This window comes from Nitrosomonas sp. Is37 (assembly GCF_033063275.1).
Lineage (GTDB): Bacteria > Pseudomonadota > Gammaproteobacteria > Burkholderiales > Nitrosomonadaceae > Nitrosomonas.
On sequence record NZ_JAWJYP010000020.1, the window covers coordinates 15,075 to 29,823 of the forward strand.

Genomic DNA, 14,749 nt, shown 5'->3' on the forward strand with positions numbered 1-14,749 from the left:
TTAAACTCACATCTTGTATACTTTCTTTTTAACGTAATGTTTAAACAATTTCAACGAGATCTATAAGTTAACAAATGAAAAATTTTACACAAATATCTTCTATTACTAGCGCTCCATTATTTATTAATGGACTGCTATCAGCGTTACTTTTCATTACAGTGAATCAGGCTAGTGCGGTAGATTTTATTAGCGAGGAGTATCAGCTTTCGGACAAAGAAGTCAGGGTCGGTGAAGCCTATTATCGTGCGGATATGCAGTGGATGGCTTATCAAGCAGAAGTATCCGAGGAAAATCCCTTTTATCAAATTTATCTGAAAAACCTTGTGAGTGGAAAAGTACAGCAAGTATCTCCCGGTACAGGTAAAACGACTTGTTCGTGGGTGCATCCTTTACAGGAAAAAGTGCTCTTTTCTTCGACTCATGAAGACTCTGATGCCAAGGCCAAGATGACTGCCGAAATTGAAAGAAGAAAATCCGGCGAGCGACAATCCTATGCCTGGGACTATGATGAATTTTACGACATCTATGAAACTGACTTTGAAGGCGGGAAAATCAAAAATCTTACCAATACCCTGGGATATGATGCGGAAGCTTCCTGGTCACCTGACGGCAAATTGATCGCGTTTGCTTCCAATCGCAGGGCTTACACCGAACAATTATCAGAGGAAGAAGCTGCCCTTTTCAAAAAGGATCCTTCTTCTTTAATCGATATTTACATTATGAATGCGAATGGCTCCAATGTAAAAAGATTAACTCAAACAAATGCCTATGATGGCGGTCCATTTTTTAATCCGGACGGTAAAAGAATCGTGTGGCGCCGCTTTTCAGCCAATGGTAGAGAGGCAGAAATATTTACCATGAACATCGATGGATCGGATCAGAAACAAATTACCCGTCTCAATATGATGTCCTGGGCGCCTTTTTATCATCCTTCCGGAAAATACGTTATTTTTGCAACCAACGTCCATGGACACCGGAATTTTGAGCTTTACATCGTCGATGTGGATGGCAAAAAAGAGCCGGTGCGTGTGACGGATAAAGAAGGTTTTGATGGGTTGCCGGTATTTACTCCCGATGGCAAATATCTCACCTGGACCAGTGATCGCACGCCTGAGAAAAAAGGCCACCTCTTTCACGGCAAATGGAATCACGAAAAAGCATTAGAGAGTCTTTCCTTGAAATAAGGTAAATGAATCGAATTAATATAATGTAATTCGATGGCAAGAAAAGAAGGATGAACCGAGTTTGACTCTTTTAACGTTTTTGATACTGGGCAAACAGACTTCATTTTGGGGTTGCCTCAACGCGAGCCCTCTGGTATCAGGTAATTCTTAATAAAAAAAGTAAGGTGAGGGTGTACGTTGTTAAGACTGCACAGCCTACTGTGCAGAATTTTTCTTTTAATAACAGGTTGCAGGAGGGAGTTACCACTTGCGTTGTTTAGATTGCGTACGCTCTCCGCGTGGACGTGCAATATTAACAGTAATATTTCTTCCATCTACAGCACGTCCATTTAACTGCTTGACTGCTTCTTCAGCTGCAGATTGTTTTTCCATCTCTACAAAGCCAAATCCTTTGGACTGACCAGTATATTTATCCTTAATAAGGTTAATACTCATCACTTTTCCAAATTCTCCGAAAAGAGTTTGAAGCTTGGTATCAGTGACATTATAAGATAGGTTTCCAACATAGATATTCATTTACGTCTCTCATTTTTGTGCGGTGATTAGTTAAACCTATCAAATAACTCACCAAAATTAATTGATAGTGATTTGCCATTAGCTGACAAACATTTGCAAAAATATCCTAGGAAGTTGAAGTGGATCATCTTCGAATACTCCACTTTCCTGAAAGACGTTTTTTTATTTTATTACGACTATCATCTACCATTCGGTGAGTAATGATTGTCAAGTATCCTATTAATTCATGATAAGTGCGGTATTATTCTGTTACTAGATAGTTAGTAATTGATCTTGTAACAAGTGCAAACTAATTAAACCGGCCAACATATATACCAATGTATATAGTTTTTACCAAGCTTGATTGATTGAGAATATCTTTAATCCTGGGACAAATTATTGAGTATGGCTTGCTTGCTATACATTTTTGCACATACTCAGACTATTTCTAGGTTTGCTACGAATCTGGTAATTGTACCCTTAATATGGCATGAAAATGTGAATTTAACTTATAAGACCAATTACTGGCATTATAGTTCGATTATCTGTGTGATCCTGCTAAAAGAAGAAATCTGAAAACTATAATAAATTGCTGTAACGCGGATAATGAAGATGCTAGCTTTTTTATTGAATTCATGAATGAAAAGAATGATATAGTGTAGCGCCCCCTTTTTCTTCGTGCTGGTCGCGGTCATTTGCCCTATCTCATGCGAAAGATTCCCAGTTCGAATCCTCATGTGTGCACCCACACCAGCCAGAGCTGGAGAGGCTAGTGAGATCTGGCCGAGAAGACGGCGCAATACAAAGTAAAGTGGTTTGGAAAATAGACGTAGAGTAGCCAGGGTCAGTTCGTTATGTATCAGCGAACAAGAACTATCTCAAGAAAGTTTTAGTTAGAGTAAAGTATTAAACTGATTACGCGGGCGCCCAAAATTTTATCTGCAGGAACCGCCGATGCGGTTTGAGTTCATGATGTTTTTGGTAAATTTGCCTACATGAGGGCGTATCGAATTATTTTGAGAAGGTGATTGAATTCAGTATGTCCAACATTACAAACCTGATCATTTATAATATTGGCACTATCATGGGATTACTCTTCATCGGGGCTATTGTCGCGTTGTTTATTCGCGATCTCATCCAGAAACAGCACACGATATTACGCAATTATCCGATTATTGGTCGATTACGCTTTTTTTTCGAGCTTCAGGGCAAATACTTACGGCAATATTGGTTTGCTGGTGATCGAGAGGAACAACCCTTCGATCGTGCCACCCGTGCTTGGGTGTACAAGAATTCCAAGAATAAAGGGGGTATCATTGGCTTTGGTTCCACTTATGATTTGCGCGAACCCGGTGCGATCATTTTCGTCAATGCGACATTTCCCATTCTGGAGGAAGATCAGTTACCAACGCCCTCACTGCTCATTGGTGAAGGTTATTGTCAATATCCTTTTGAAGCTAAGTCGATTATCAATATCAGTGGCATGAGTTATGGTGCTATTTCGGCACCGGCAGTGCGTGCCTTATCACTGGGCGCGGCCAAGGCTGGATGTTGGCTCAATACAGGAGAGGGCGGGCTTTCGCCTTATCATGAGGAAGGCGATTGTGACGTGATCATGCAAATCGGTACTGCCAAATATGGTATCCGCGATGAACACGGTAATTTCTCCCCCGCACGTGCCAAGGAAATTGCGCCGTTCGTCAAGGCTTTTGAAATTAAACTTTCGCAGGGTGCCAAACCAGGTAAGGGGGGAATGTTGCTTGGTCCAAAAGTAACCCCTGAAGTTGCTGCCATTCGTGGTATTCCTGCTTTTCAAGATTCTATCAGTCCCAATCGCCATCACGATATTGGCAACATCGATGAATTGCTCGATAAAGTTGCCTTCATCCGCGATTTAACCGGACGCCCGGTAGGTGTTAAGAGTGTCATTGGCGGCTGGCGTTTTATCAATGAGCTTTGCGATTCCATTCATCGACGTGGGCTGGAATATGCGCCTGATTTTCTTACCATCGATGGTGGAGAAGGGGGGAGCGGTGCCGCGCCTCAAACGCTCATGGATTATGCAGGACTGCCCATTGCAGAAGCTTTGCCGCGCGTGGTGGATACGCTGATCGAATCCGACTTGAAGAAACGGATTCGTGTGATTGCGGCAGGAAAACTGGTTACTTCGGCTCATGGTGCGTGGGCATTATGTGCGGGTGCAGATTTTGTTAATACCGCACGCGGCTTTATGCTTGCGTTAGGCTGTATACAGGCGATGCGTTGCCACCTGAATACTTGTCCTACTGGCATCACAACGCATAATCCTTGGTTACAACGTGGCCTGGTCGTTGAGGAAAAATACCTGCGCGTTGCTAACTATGCCATGAATGTCAACAAGGAAATCGACATGCTTGCTCATTCGTGCGGACTCAGGCATGCCCGAGAGTTCCGGCGTGAGCATGTACGTATCGTGCAAACCGCAGGAAAAAGCATCGCATTGAATATGTTGTACCCGTATCCCGAAGTGCGTAAGGAGTTTAATAAAGAAGTTTGCAAGAGTTGAAATTTCGTTCTCTCCCCATATTGTAGGGGCAATAGACATTTCATCAGGAGGTTTTATGCGTTTCGATAAACTTACCACAAAATTTCAACAGGCACTGGGTGAAGCACAAAGTATGGCGTTGGGCAAGGATCATCCATATATTGAGCCCCAGCATTTGCTGCTTGCACTCCTGCAACAAGGTGATGGAGGAGCTTCTTCACTGCTGCAGCGTGCAGGTGTAAATGTTAGTCCACTCCGTGACGCGCTCGTAAAAAGTCTGGAACGGATGCCCAAAGTTGAAGGAGCAGGTGGAGAAATCAGTATCTCGCGCGATCTTAATAACCTGCTCAATTTAACAGATAAGGAAGCGCAAAAGCTTGGAGATCAGTTCATTGCTTCAGAAATGTTTCTGCTGGCTGCGCTTGAGGACAGAGGTGAAACCGGGCAACTATTAAAGCAGTATGGAGCCAACCGTAATGCTTTGGAACAAGCGATCAAATCGGTGCGTGGTGGTGAAAGTGTATCGAGTGCAGAGGCAGAAGGTAGCCGCGAAGCATTGAAAAAATATACCCTCGATCTAACTGAGCGCGCACGCATGGGTAAGCTGGATCCAGTAATTGGGCGTGATGATGAAATTCGGCGAACCATTCAGGTATTGCAGCGACGCACCAAGAATAATCCGGTACTGATTGGTGAGCCTGGAGTGGGAAAAACCGCCATCGTAGAAGGGCTAGCTCAACGCATCGTAAACGGAGAAGTACCTGATACGCTAAAAAATAAACGTGTACTATCGCTCGATATGGCTGCATTATTAGCTGGCGCGAAGTATCGAGGTGAATTTGAAGAACGATTGAAAGCGGTACTCAAAGAAATCGCCCAGGATGAGGGTCGCACCATTGTGTTTATTGATGAGTTGCATACCATGGTAGGAGCGGGAAAGGCGGAAGGCGCTATCGATGCTGGCAATATGCTCAAACCGGCGCTGGCCAGAGGAGAATTGCACTGTGTCGGCGCGACTACCTTGGATGAATATCGCAAATATGTTGAGAAGGATGCAGCATTAGAACGCCGCTTCCAGAAAGTGCTGGTTGATGAACCAACAGTAGAAGCAACCATTGCCATTTTGCGTGGTTTGCAAGAGCGTTATGAAGTGCATCATGGTGTAGACATCACTGATCCGGCTATTGTGGCTGCCGCGGAATTGTCTCATCGCTACATTACTGACCGTTTCTTGCCGGATAAGGCTATCGACTTGATTGATGAAGCCGCTGCGCGGATTCGCATGGAGCGGGATTCGAAACCCGAAGTGATGGACAAGCTTGATCGCCGTCTGATTCAACTAAAGATTGAACGGGAGGCGATGAAAAAAGAAAAGGATGAGGCCTCACAAAAACGCCTAGCGTTGCTGGAAGAAGAGATTAAAAAACTTGAGCGCGAGTATGCTGATCTGGAAGAAATCCTCAAGGCAGAAAAATCACGTGCGCAAGGTTCGCATCAGATCAAGGAGGAATTAGAAAAGCTTAGAAAGGAAGTGGAAGCCGCAACGCGCAAAGGAGATTGGCAAAAGGTCTCTGAATTGCAATATGGCCGTATTCCTCAACTGGAAACACAGCTGGCAGAGCAGATCCAGCAAGGTGAAGTGATACCCCAGGTTAAAGATGCAAATAAACCTAAATTGTTCAGGACTCAGGTAGGAGCTGAGGAAATTGCCGAGGTTGTTTCCCGTGCCACAGGTATACCGGTTGCTAAAATGATGCAAGGTGAACGGGAAAAGCTGCTGCAAATGGAGCAAAAATTGCATGAACGAGTGGTAGGACAAGATGAGGCGGCACGTCTTGTTTCGGACGCTATCCGTCGCTCACGTTCAGGATTGTCTGATCCCAACCGGCCTTATGGTTCTTTCTTATTTCTGGGACCTACCGGCGTAGGTAAAACAGAATTATGTAAAGCGCTGGCTGAATTTTTATTTGATTCCGAAGAGCACTTGATCCGGGTCGATATGTCGGAATTCATGGAAAAGCATTCTGTGGCACGCCTGATAGGCGCTCCACCCGGTTACGTTGGCTACGAGGAGGGTGGCTATCTTACTGAATTAGTACGCAGGAAACCTTATTCAGTGATCTTGCTTGATGAAGTAGAAAAAGCTCATCCCGATGTATTTAATATTTTGTTGCAGGTACTTGATGATGGGCGCCTGACAGATGGTCAAGGACGTACAGTTGATTTTAGAAACACAGTAATTGTCATGACTTCCAATCTTGGCTCGCAAATGATCCAACAAATGAGTGGAGATGATTATCAAGTCATCAAGCTCGCGGTGATGGCAGAAGTGAAAACTTATTTCCGCCCCGAGTTTATTAATCGCATTGATGAAGTTGTCGTATTTCACTCACTGGATGAAAAGCATATTAAAGCGATTACGCAGATTCAATTGCGGAACCTGGAAGCACGATTGGCTAAAATCGAAATTAAGCTGGAAGTAACCGATGCTGCTTTATCAGAACTTGCGCGTGCCGGTTTTGATCCTGTATTCGGGGCTCGTCCATTAAAACGTGCTATCCAATCACAAATCGAAAATCCGCTCGCCAAAGAACTTTTGCAAGGTAATTTTGCTGCTAAAGATACGATCAGAGTTGATTGTGTAAACGGTGTTTTAACATTTTCCAAGTCTGCATGATTTTTTTCTTAGAAAGAAAGCGAAGCAATAATGCATGAAAAGAGATAGTTTCAGGTAGAATATTGTTTTTTTTAAAGTAAAACCTTATGCTAAAAGGTAGTCTGGTTGCGATCGTTACACCGATGTTTGAAGATGGCGCTCTGGATCTGGAGAGGTTTCGTGCGCTAATCGATTTTCATATTGCGCAAAAGACCGCTGCTATAGTGGTTGTCGGAACAACAGGTGAATCTCCTACCGTAGATTTTGATGAGCACAATTTGCTGATACGAACTGCGGTATCGCATGCGGCCGGACGAATACCAATCATTGCTGGCACTGGCGCGAATTCCACGAGAGAAGCCATTGATCTGACGATTTTTGCCAAAGATGCGGGGGCAGCTGCTTGCTTATCGGTAGTTCCCTATTATAACAAGCCAACCCAGGAAGGACTTTATCAACACTTCAAGGCAGTGGCAGAAGCGGTTGATATTCCGATGATTTTATATAACGTACCAGGTAGAACGGTTGCTGATATTTCCAACGATACCGTTCTTCGGCTTGCGCAAGTTCCTAATATCATTGGAATAAAAGATGCGACAGGTAACATTGCGCGCGGTTGTGATTTATTACATCGTGTGCCACTGGATTTCTGCGTGTATAGCGGGGATGATGCCACTGCACTTGCATTGCTGCTGTTAGGAGGTCATGGTGTCGTTTCAGTGACTGCAAATGTTGCACCGAAATTAATGCATGAAATGTGTCATGCAGCGTTTGCAGGAGATTTGATTGCCGCGCGTAGAATTAACAATAAGCTGTTAAAATTGCATGTGGATTTGTTCGTTGAAGCGAATCCAATCCCAGTAAAGTGGGCTGTCATGCAAATGGGTTTGATAGGTTCGGGAATTCGATTACCTTTAACACCGCTCTCAAGTCAATTTCATCAATTGATCAAAGATGCAATGAAACAAGCTGAGGTAATGATTTAAAGGTGTACGATGTCGAGTGTAAAATACCAAAGAACAATCATACTGAGCGTAGTATGGGTGTTGATGGTTTCTGGTTGTAATTCATTTAGTTTATTGCCAGAAAGTAAAAAAATAGATTATAAATCAGCTGGTAAAATACCTCCCTTGGAAGTACCGCCTGATCTGACTACGCCCTCTGCAGATGATCGCTACGCAGTACCTGATGTCTCTTCTACAGGAAGTGCAACATTTTCTACATATAACAGAGAGCGCGAAGAGCAACCACAAACTTATAGTAGCTCTTCTATATTGCCTGGAGCAAAGAGTGGGAGTGCCGCCCATATTGCCCGATCGGGTACCCAACGTTGGTTAGTGGTTCGTCAAGCTCCCGAAGACGTCTGGCCAATAGTCAAAGAATTCTGGCAGGATTTAGGGTTTCTAGTTAAGGTTGAGGCGCCTGATGTGGGGGTTATGGAGACTGATTGGGCAGAGAATCGCGCAAAAATTCCCCAAGATATTATTCGGAGTGTTCTTTCGACTTTTCTCGATAGCTTGTACTCAACTGCTGAGCGTGACAAATTTCGTACCCGGCTAGAGCGAAGTGAATCAGGTGAAACAGAAATTTATATTAGCCATCGTGGTATGTATGAAGCATTTGCTGAAAGAAGTACAAATCGTACTGTCTGGCAACCGCGTCCTGCTGATCCTGATCTGGAAGCTGAAATGCTTGCCCGGCTGATGATACGCTTTGGTGCAGGAGAAGAGCTCGCCAGACAAGAAGTAGCTTCTGCAGCGAATGGTGCCGGTGCCGTTAGAGAGCAAGCTTATATGGATAAAACGAGGGGTGGTGTGCTAATAATTAATGAAGCATTTGACCGAGCATGGCGTCGTGTAGGATTGGCGCTCGATCGTGTAGGTTTCACTGTTGAGGATCGAGATAGAGCAAACGGTGTTTATTTTGTTCGTTATGCTGACCCTGATCTTGAAAGTCGAAAAGCGAGCGAGGGTGAGGGAATACTTTCAAAACTTGCATTTTGGCGAAGTAATACTGATTCAAAAGCAGAGCGATATCGTATTCAGGTAAGCGGGGTCGGAGTTAATAGCGAGGTTAAGGTACTCTATGAGGATGGTACACAGGATGAATCAGGGGCAACTAATCGAATTCTTACTTTATTGTATGAGCAACTTAAATAGTGAGTTGCAGTAGTGCCAATCTAATGAATAAAAGTAAACAAGATTAGTTTTGTGCAAGAAGGTAAGAAGGCTAATAAAAAAACCGCCCAGCAGGGCGGTTTTTTTATTAGCTACTCTTTGGTTATTATATTATTAATGACCTGGTTTGCTGGTGCCGCCATATGGACGTGCATCTCCACCTTCTTTAAGGCAGTTGCCATTAGCATCTAAGCCATGAGGGCATTCCATTTTTTGGCCGGAGATGATTTTATTATAGGCTTCTTTCTCAGTTTCAGGTAATGCTTGACCTGGTTTGCCACATCCCGTCAGTGTTATGGTTGCTAAAGCAGCGGCGATCAGAAAAAATCTCATTATATTGATTCCTTATTAAAATTTGTAACTAAAAACAACTTGTGACAAATTCAGTATATAACGAAAATACCTCACTGCTCAAGCATGAGTTTACAAAAATTTTATAATCTTTTAATTTGTTTCTAGTTAAATCTATCGTATCTTCAATAGGATGCTCAATTGCTTTTCTACCTTCTGCTGAGAAATCAAGCTTGGAATCTGGGAGATTTGCCTTTTGTTTACAGCATATTTGTTAGCCGTCGTGCGTCACGGTGAAGATGTACCATAGGCCCCCGAGCTTTTAGCGTGCATATACCGTTCAGGAATAACTTCGTGATCAAAATGGGCTAGTTTTTCCAGAAACCAGACATCCTGCAGCAACATTGGGCCACGTGGTCCTGTTGTCTTCACATTCTGATTATCGACAACTGGGCACCCGTACTTTAGTCAATTTCTTTTTGTCACTCATAGTTCACTTCTTTACAGTTGTGGATTAGTGTGTTACCTAAAAGTTGACTTCAAAGCTTTTCGATCAGCGCCTAAATTAATAATTAATATATTGAGGTATTACTAATTTCCTCACAAAAAACAAAAAAATTTCAAATATTTTGTGAAATTGTTAGTAATAATTGCCCCATGATTTTCTGAAAATTTTTTGTACATATATCTGCTGCCAGGCTGCCTGTAGAACGCTTATTAAACGACATAATCATTGAAGACGTAAAATAAGTATCATGCTACAGTCGATAATTTTATTGCCCAACGATAATCTGCATTTCAAAGGGGTAGTAATCAGATGACTGTGAATATACATATTTGCTGCTAGTGCGTTTATTTCTCGGTGAAATGACGATTGATTTCCCATAATGCTTCCTCGGGTACAATTTCCTGAATAGCGGGGAATAGATGTTGCTCCTCATAGCGGATATGCATACTGAGCAGCGCCGAAAGCTTTTGACTTTCTCCAGCCAGCGCTGTTTCTTGCTCAATGTTTTTTCTCAACTGACTTACGGCTTGTTGGATATCGACATGTTGTTTTAAGGTTTCAATAATTTCTTGGCAGCCTCGCGGTGAATACTGAGAGAAAACGGGTAGGAGTATCTCCTCTTCTTGACGAAAATGAGTTTGAAGGTTGGTATCCCAGTACGCGATAAAGTGAGTGGCAATCCGATGAAGTGATGTTATATCGGAACCGAAAGAGGCAATGCGCAGATTTTTTGCCTGGACAAGAGCGTGATGATGATCATGAGACAAAGGATAAAGACTCTTATGACGTTTCATGGAAGTTCATTCATAACATGGATTATTGTTCAGCATATCAATGTTGGAGGAATACGTGCGTAAAAATGAATTAGTAAGATAATGAAATATATAAAATTAATTGATATATCAGCATTATTGAAATTACGTATTTACTCACTTTCTCATTTTAGATTAACTAAAGATTATAAGTTCAGGGAAATTTAAGTAGCTTTAAAGTGATTTTTCATCTGGATTATCTAATCAAAATGGTTAAACAATGAGCTATGGCGATATTATTGGAAGTTTGTTGAAAGTGATAGCAAATAAAGGGCGTTCAAGATTTGAACATATGTCTAATTCTCCTCAACTTGCAAATGAGTGTAGGAGGTCAATTAAAAATTTTTTCATTCTAAGCAGACGAAGCTCTTGACGACAGGTTCGAGAATGATGGTAATGACTTATGCAAATAAGCATATTTTTGGAGCGCGCTGCAGTCCTGTGATGATGGTGGGAGACTTGCTGTATGATATGAATTTAGTTGCTGATTTGCCGATTATATGATTCCTCAGGTCACGGGTGCAGTCGTTGCGGCAGGTACTGCGCAATTTCTGGCGAGTTCGGCTACTGTAGGGGATACACTTGATGTAACGAAATTATTCATTGCTGAATTTTTGTTTGCCTTTGCATTGGTTTATGTAATTTTGAATGCTGTGAGCGCGAAGGGCACAAGTAGTAATTCTTTTTATAGTTTTGCTACTGGTTTTATGCTGATGACCGGCACATTTTCTGTAGCGGGAATGTCAAACGGTATTTTCAATGCTGACGTAGTAACTAATACTCTGTTAATGAGTCTGATGAGTTGGAGTAGTATTTGGGCTCATTTGGTTGCTGATTTAACGGGTGGGATATTGGCAGTATTGGTTTTCACTGTGTTAAATCAGGATGACACATAGAATAGATTTACAGGAGAGTGTTGTGCAAGCTACCTATCACTACTCTGTATGCTAATTCTAAGGAAAAGCTTATTTAGTTGACTTCTTCTCAACACAGTAAAGCCTGATACCAAGAAATATATTTATTATCGGTAATGCTTATATCTAATCCAATAAATAATTTTTCCTATTTTATTGTTTTTTCGCGATTCAAAGAAAGCAGCCGAAGATTCAGCCAGTATTCGATTTTTTTTAGGAACTCATCTCGTAACGGCTGTGATGAGAAAAGATGCTCATGATGGCTCAATTTCGGTAGGGGCAACAACTCATTATCAGGATGATTCTGTAGGGTAGCACGTGCAAAATCCTGGTTACCCCAGGCCGGGGTAATCGGGTCATGGACCGAATAAATCAGGTAATAAGGAATAGCAAATTCGCTCATATGACGGCGAAAATGAACTATTTCCGCTTCGATTCCTTTGACATATCGTAGCAGAGTGCGACGGATGAACCAGCCATCTGCGCGGATACGGGCCTTTTCTTCCTCACTATCGGTGAAATAGTCTACCACCCAATCCGGTGTGGCCGGTGTGAATAGCGTTCGCAGGCCTGGCCAGGATAACACTTCAAATATTCCATCGAGCAAAGGCACGATAACAAGGGACACGATCTGATTCATGATCATTAGTGGCAAAGGCTCGTTCTGCGGATTCAAGAAATGCTCCTGGGCATGAAATGATAGCTTGATGAGTGGATTTGCCAGCCAGCCGCGCCAGCCCGGAACTTCGGTAACGGAAAAGGCCGGCCCGAGCAAGACAATGCCTTGCACCCGCTTTGTTGGTTCGCTCTTATTTTGAGTCGACAATAAATAAGAAGCGGCAATCAGAGAACCCAAACTATGAGAAACAATAAAGATCGGTTTGTCCGATTCCCCCTGTTTATCGCAAGAGATGATGAAGTGTTTCAACGCCTGATCTAGGTTTTGTCGCATTGGCTCCAGATTATATAGTGGGATTTGTGCTAGATACGCATCACTCACTTCCTGTTGAGCAGCACCCGCAGTCAGCGCTTGATCCGCCTGTTGCAGAATTGGATTAGACAGGCCGTGCGCATAGAGATCGAACCCTGCTACGACGAAGCGCTGAGCGAAATAACGGGCAATTTCGCCATAACGTCCGATATATTCGTTCATGCCATGAACGAGGAGTAAACAAGCTGGTGCATTGCTTGGGTCGGTAGGCTGTAATATGCGCAAGAGCAGGGGAGTTGCATTATTTGTATGGTTGATAGGGATTTCCTTGCCCCAGCGCGGGAGGGGTTGGGTGACGAACTGTCGATGCGCGCAGCCTGCAAGCATCGTTAGCAGCCAAAATATAAATGCCAAAGTAGTGTAATGCATGTTCCAATTTTGCCTTACATCGTACGCTTGAGAAGTGGCTGTAGTTCTTGTAATGTTCGTGTATTCAGTACATTTTGCTTCTCCAGCCAGCCACGTCGTGCTTGACCAACACCGAAACTTAGGTTATTGAAATCCAACACGCTGTGCGCATCCGAGTTGATGCTAATTAGAACGCCTTCATCCTTGGCTGCCTGGCAATAAATGTCGAGCAAATCCAGTCGTTCCGGTTGAGCGTTGAGCTCCAGGTAACAACCGCGCTCCCTGGCTTTGCGGATAATACGCAACATATCGACATCGTAGGGTTCGCGCCTGGCAATGAGTCGCCCACTAGGGTGAGCGAGCAGTGTGAAATAGGGATGATCCATGGCCTTCAGAATGCGTTCAGTCTGCTTGGCGCGGGACAATTCGAAGCGGCTGTGCACGGCACCTACTACTAGATCTAGCTTTGTCAGTATCGAGTCTGGTAGATCCAAGTTGCCATCTTCGAGAATATCGACTTCAATACCCTTGAGCAGCGTAATTCCTGTTAATTGCTCGTTAAGACGGTCAATCTCGTCAATTTGCTTGGCCAGTTGTACCGGATCGAGACCATGGGCGACAGTGAGCCGGCGTGAATGCTCGGTAATAGCCAGATATTCAAAGCCACATTGTTGAGCAGCGCTAGCCATTTCTTTAAGGGTGTCATGACCGTCGCTTGCCTTACTGTGAGCATGCAGATCACCCTTCAGATCACCCAGCTCGATAAGTTTGGGTAAACGCCCACTTCTGGCCGCTTCAATTTCACCACGATCTTCGCGCAACTCCGGTGGGATGAACGGCAGCCCTACAGACTGATAGACGGATTCTTCCGTTTCACCAGCAATGCGCGTTTGACCCTTGAAGACACCGTATTCATTGATCTTAAGTCCTCGTTCCTGGCCTAGGCGGCGAATGGCAATGTTATGGGCCTTGCTGCCAGTAAAATAATGCAGCGCTGCACCGTAGCTCTCGGGCTTCACCACGCGCGCATCCACTTGTAGCTTACTTTTAAGGACTACACTGCTACGGGTAGGGCCATGAGAGAGCACCTCTGCTATTTCGTCATAGTTGCAAAAACTGGCCATGACCGGACTATTCTGGCTAGCAGTAATCAGAATATCGATATCCCCTACCGTTTCCTTGGCCCGTCGATAGCTGCCTGCTACGACCACCTGTTGTACGCCGGAAATCGTGCGAAGCCAAGCTGCCAGGGGTTCAGCATACTGGGCCGCAATGGCCAATTTAAAGCGGCTGGTGCTGCCAGCATGAATGGTCAAGGCTTCGGCAATGCGTATCTCGGTTTTTTCACCGAAGCCAGGCAAGCTCTGAATACGGTGATCGCGTACCGCGCGTTGCAATTGCTCCATAGTATGAATATCCAATTCGTGGTACAAAATTTTTACCCGTTTTGGTCCCAGCCCGGAAATTTTTAGCAATTCCGTGATAGTTGACGGCAATTGCTTGTGCAGCTTATCCAGCATGGCACAGTGACCAGTCTCGACGATTTCCCGTATTTTGTTGGCGAGATCCTCGCCAATACCAGGAAGCCTAGTCAACTCTTCCCCTTTTTGAACCATGGTGCGGACATCTTTACCCAGTTCCTGCAAGGTACGGGAAGCATTACGGTAAGCACGCACGCGGAACACGTTGGCATTCTCAATTTCCAGTAAATCAGCGATCTCTTCGAAGATGGCTGCAATATCAGCATTATGGATAGGCATAGCGACTCCTTTGTTATTTAGAATAAAAGCAAAGGAAAAAAATCTGTTATAAACAAGCTGGAAGCACGTTCATGAGGGGCTGCTATGAT

The 14,749-nt window shown here is 43.8% G+C and carries 11 protein-coding genes and 1 pseudogene; 6 read left to right on the plus strand and 6 right to left on the minus strand.

The genetic code is table 11. From position 1 onward, the window contains the following. Window positions 1–74: 74 nt before the first annotated feature. Complete coding sequence (locus R2Q26_RS10260) at window positions 75–1,184, plus strand: biopolymer transporter Tol (RefSeq protein WP_317536185.1); 1,110 nt, start codon at window positions 75–77, stop codon at window positions 1,182–1,184. A 240-nt stretch (window positions 1,185–1,424) separates the two neighbouring features. Here R2Q26_RS10260 and R2Q26_RS10265 read toward each other — a convergent pair whose 3' ends face one another. Then, window positions 1,425–1,700: an RNA recognition motif domain-containing protein gene (locus R2Q26_RS10265; protein WP_090571910.1), complete on the minus strand. Its 276-nt coding sequence runs from the start codon at window positions 1,698–1,700 to the stop codon at window positions 1,425–1,427. Between the two features lie 1,018 nt (window positions 1,701–2,718). Here R2Q26_RS10265 and R2Q26_RS10270 point away from each other — a divergent pair. The 4 genes from R2Q26_RS10270 (at window position 2,719) to bamC (ending at window position 9,018) form a co-directional block, all read left to right on the plus strand. After that, window positions 2,719–4,224 (plus strand): FMN-binding glutamate synthase family protein, encoded by a 1,506-nt coding sequence (locus R2Q26_RS10270; protein WP_090571911.1) that lies wholly within the window; start codon window positions 2,719–2,721, stop codon window positions 4,222–4,224. 55 nt (window positions 4,225–4,279) lie between these two features. After that, window positions 4,280–6,880, plus strand: a complete 2,601-nt coding sequence (clpB, locus tag R2Q26_RS10275; protein WP_317536186.1) for an ATP-dependent chaperone ClpB — start codon at window positions 4,280–4,282, stop codon at window positions 6,878–6,880. Between the two features lie 86 nt (window positions 6,881–6,966). Continuing rightward, window positions 6,967–7,845, plus strand: coding sequence for a 4-hydroxy-tetrahydrodipicolinate synthase (gene dapA / locus R2Q26_RS10280; RefSeq protein ID WP_317536187.1), 879 nt, complete (start codon window positions 6,967–6,969; stop codon window positions 7,843–7,845). A gap of 9 nt (window positions 7,846–7,854) precedes the next feature. Then, window positions 7,855–9,018 carry an outer membrane protein assembly factor BamC gene (gene bamC / locus R2Q26_RS10285; protein ID WP_317536188.1) on the plus strand — a complete coding sequence of 388 codons (1,164 nt, stop codon included), beginning with the start codon at window positions 7,855–7,857 and terminating at the stop codon, window positions 9,016–9,018. A 132-nt stretch (window positions 9,019–9,150) separates the two neighbouring features. Here the strand turns inward: bamC and R2Q26_RS10290 are convergent, their stop codons facing one another. The 3 genes and pseudogenes from R2Q26_RS10290 to R2Q26_RS10300 form a co-directional block, all read right to left on the minus strand. Then, entirely contained in the window at window positions 9,151–9,369 is a 219-nt protein-coding gene (locus R2Q26_RS10290; protein ID WP_090571915.1) for a hypothetical protein, read from the minus strand. 238 nt (window positions 9,370–9,607) lie between these two features. Next, window positions 9,608–9,817, minus strand: a pseudogene (locus R2Q26_RS10295) (catalase); the annotation flags it as partial. A 362-nt stretch (window positions 9,818–10,179) separates the two neighbouring features. Further along, window positions 10,180–10,629 (minus strand): hemerythrin domain-containing protein, encoded by a 450-nt coding sequence (locus tag R2Q26_RS10300; RefSeq protein ID WP_317536189.1) that lies wholly within the window; start codon window positions 10,627–10,629, stop codon window positions 10,180–10,182. A 518-nt stretch (window positions 10,630–11,147) separates the two neighbouring features. Here R2Q26_RS10300 and R2Q26_RS10305 point away from each other — a divergent pair. Continuing rightward, window positions 11,148–11,543 carry an aquaporin gene (locus R2Q26_RS10305; RefSeq protein WP_317536190.1) on the plus strand — a complete coding sequence of 132 codons (396 nt, stop codon included), beginning with the start codon at window positions 11,148–11,150 and terminating at the stop codon, window positions 11,541–11,543. 166 nt (window positions 11,544–11,709) lie between these two features. Here R2Q26_RS10305 and R2Q26_RS10310 read toward each other — a convergent pair whose 3' ends face one another. After that, window positions 11,710–12,921 carry an alpha/beta hydrolase gene (locus R2Q26_RS10310; protein ID WP_317536191.1) on the minus strand — a complete coding sequence of 404 codons (1,212 nt, stop codon included), beginning with the start codon at window positions 12,919–12,921 and terminating at the stop codon, window positions 11,710–11,712. Window positions 12,922–12,935: 14 nt separating this feature from the next. Continuing rightward, window positions 12,936–14,660 carry a DNA polymerase/3'-5' exonuclease PolX gene (gene polX, locus R2Q26_RS10315; protein ID WP_317536192.1) on the minus strand — a complete coding sequence of 575 codons (1,725 nt, stop codon included), beginning with the start codon at window positions 14,658–14,660 and terminating at the stop codon, window positions 12,936–12,938. Between the last annotated feature and the right edge of the window lie 89 nt (window positions 14,661–14,749).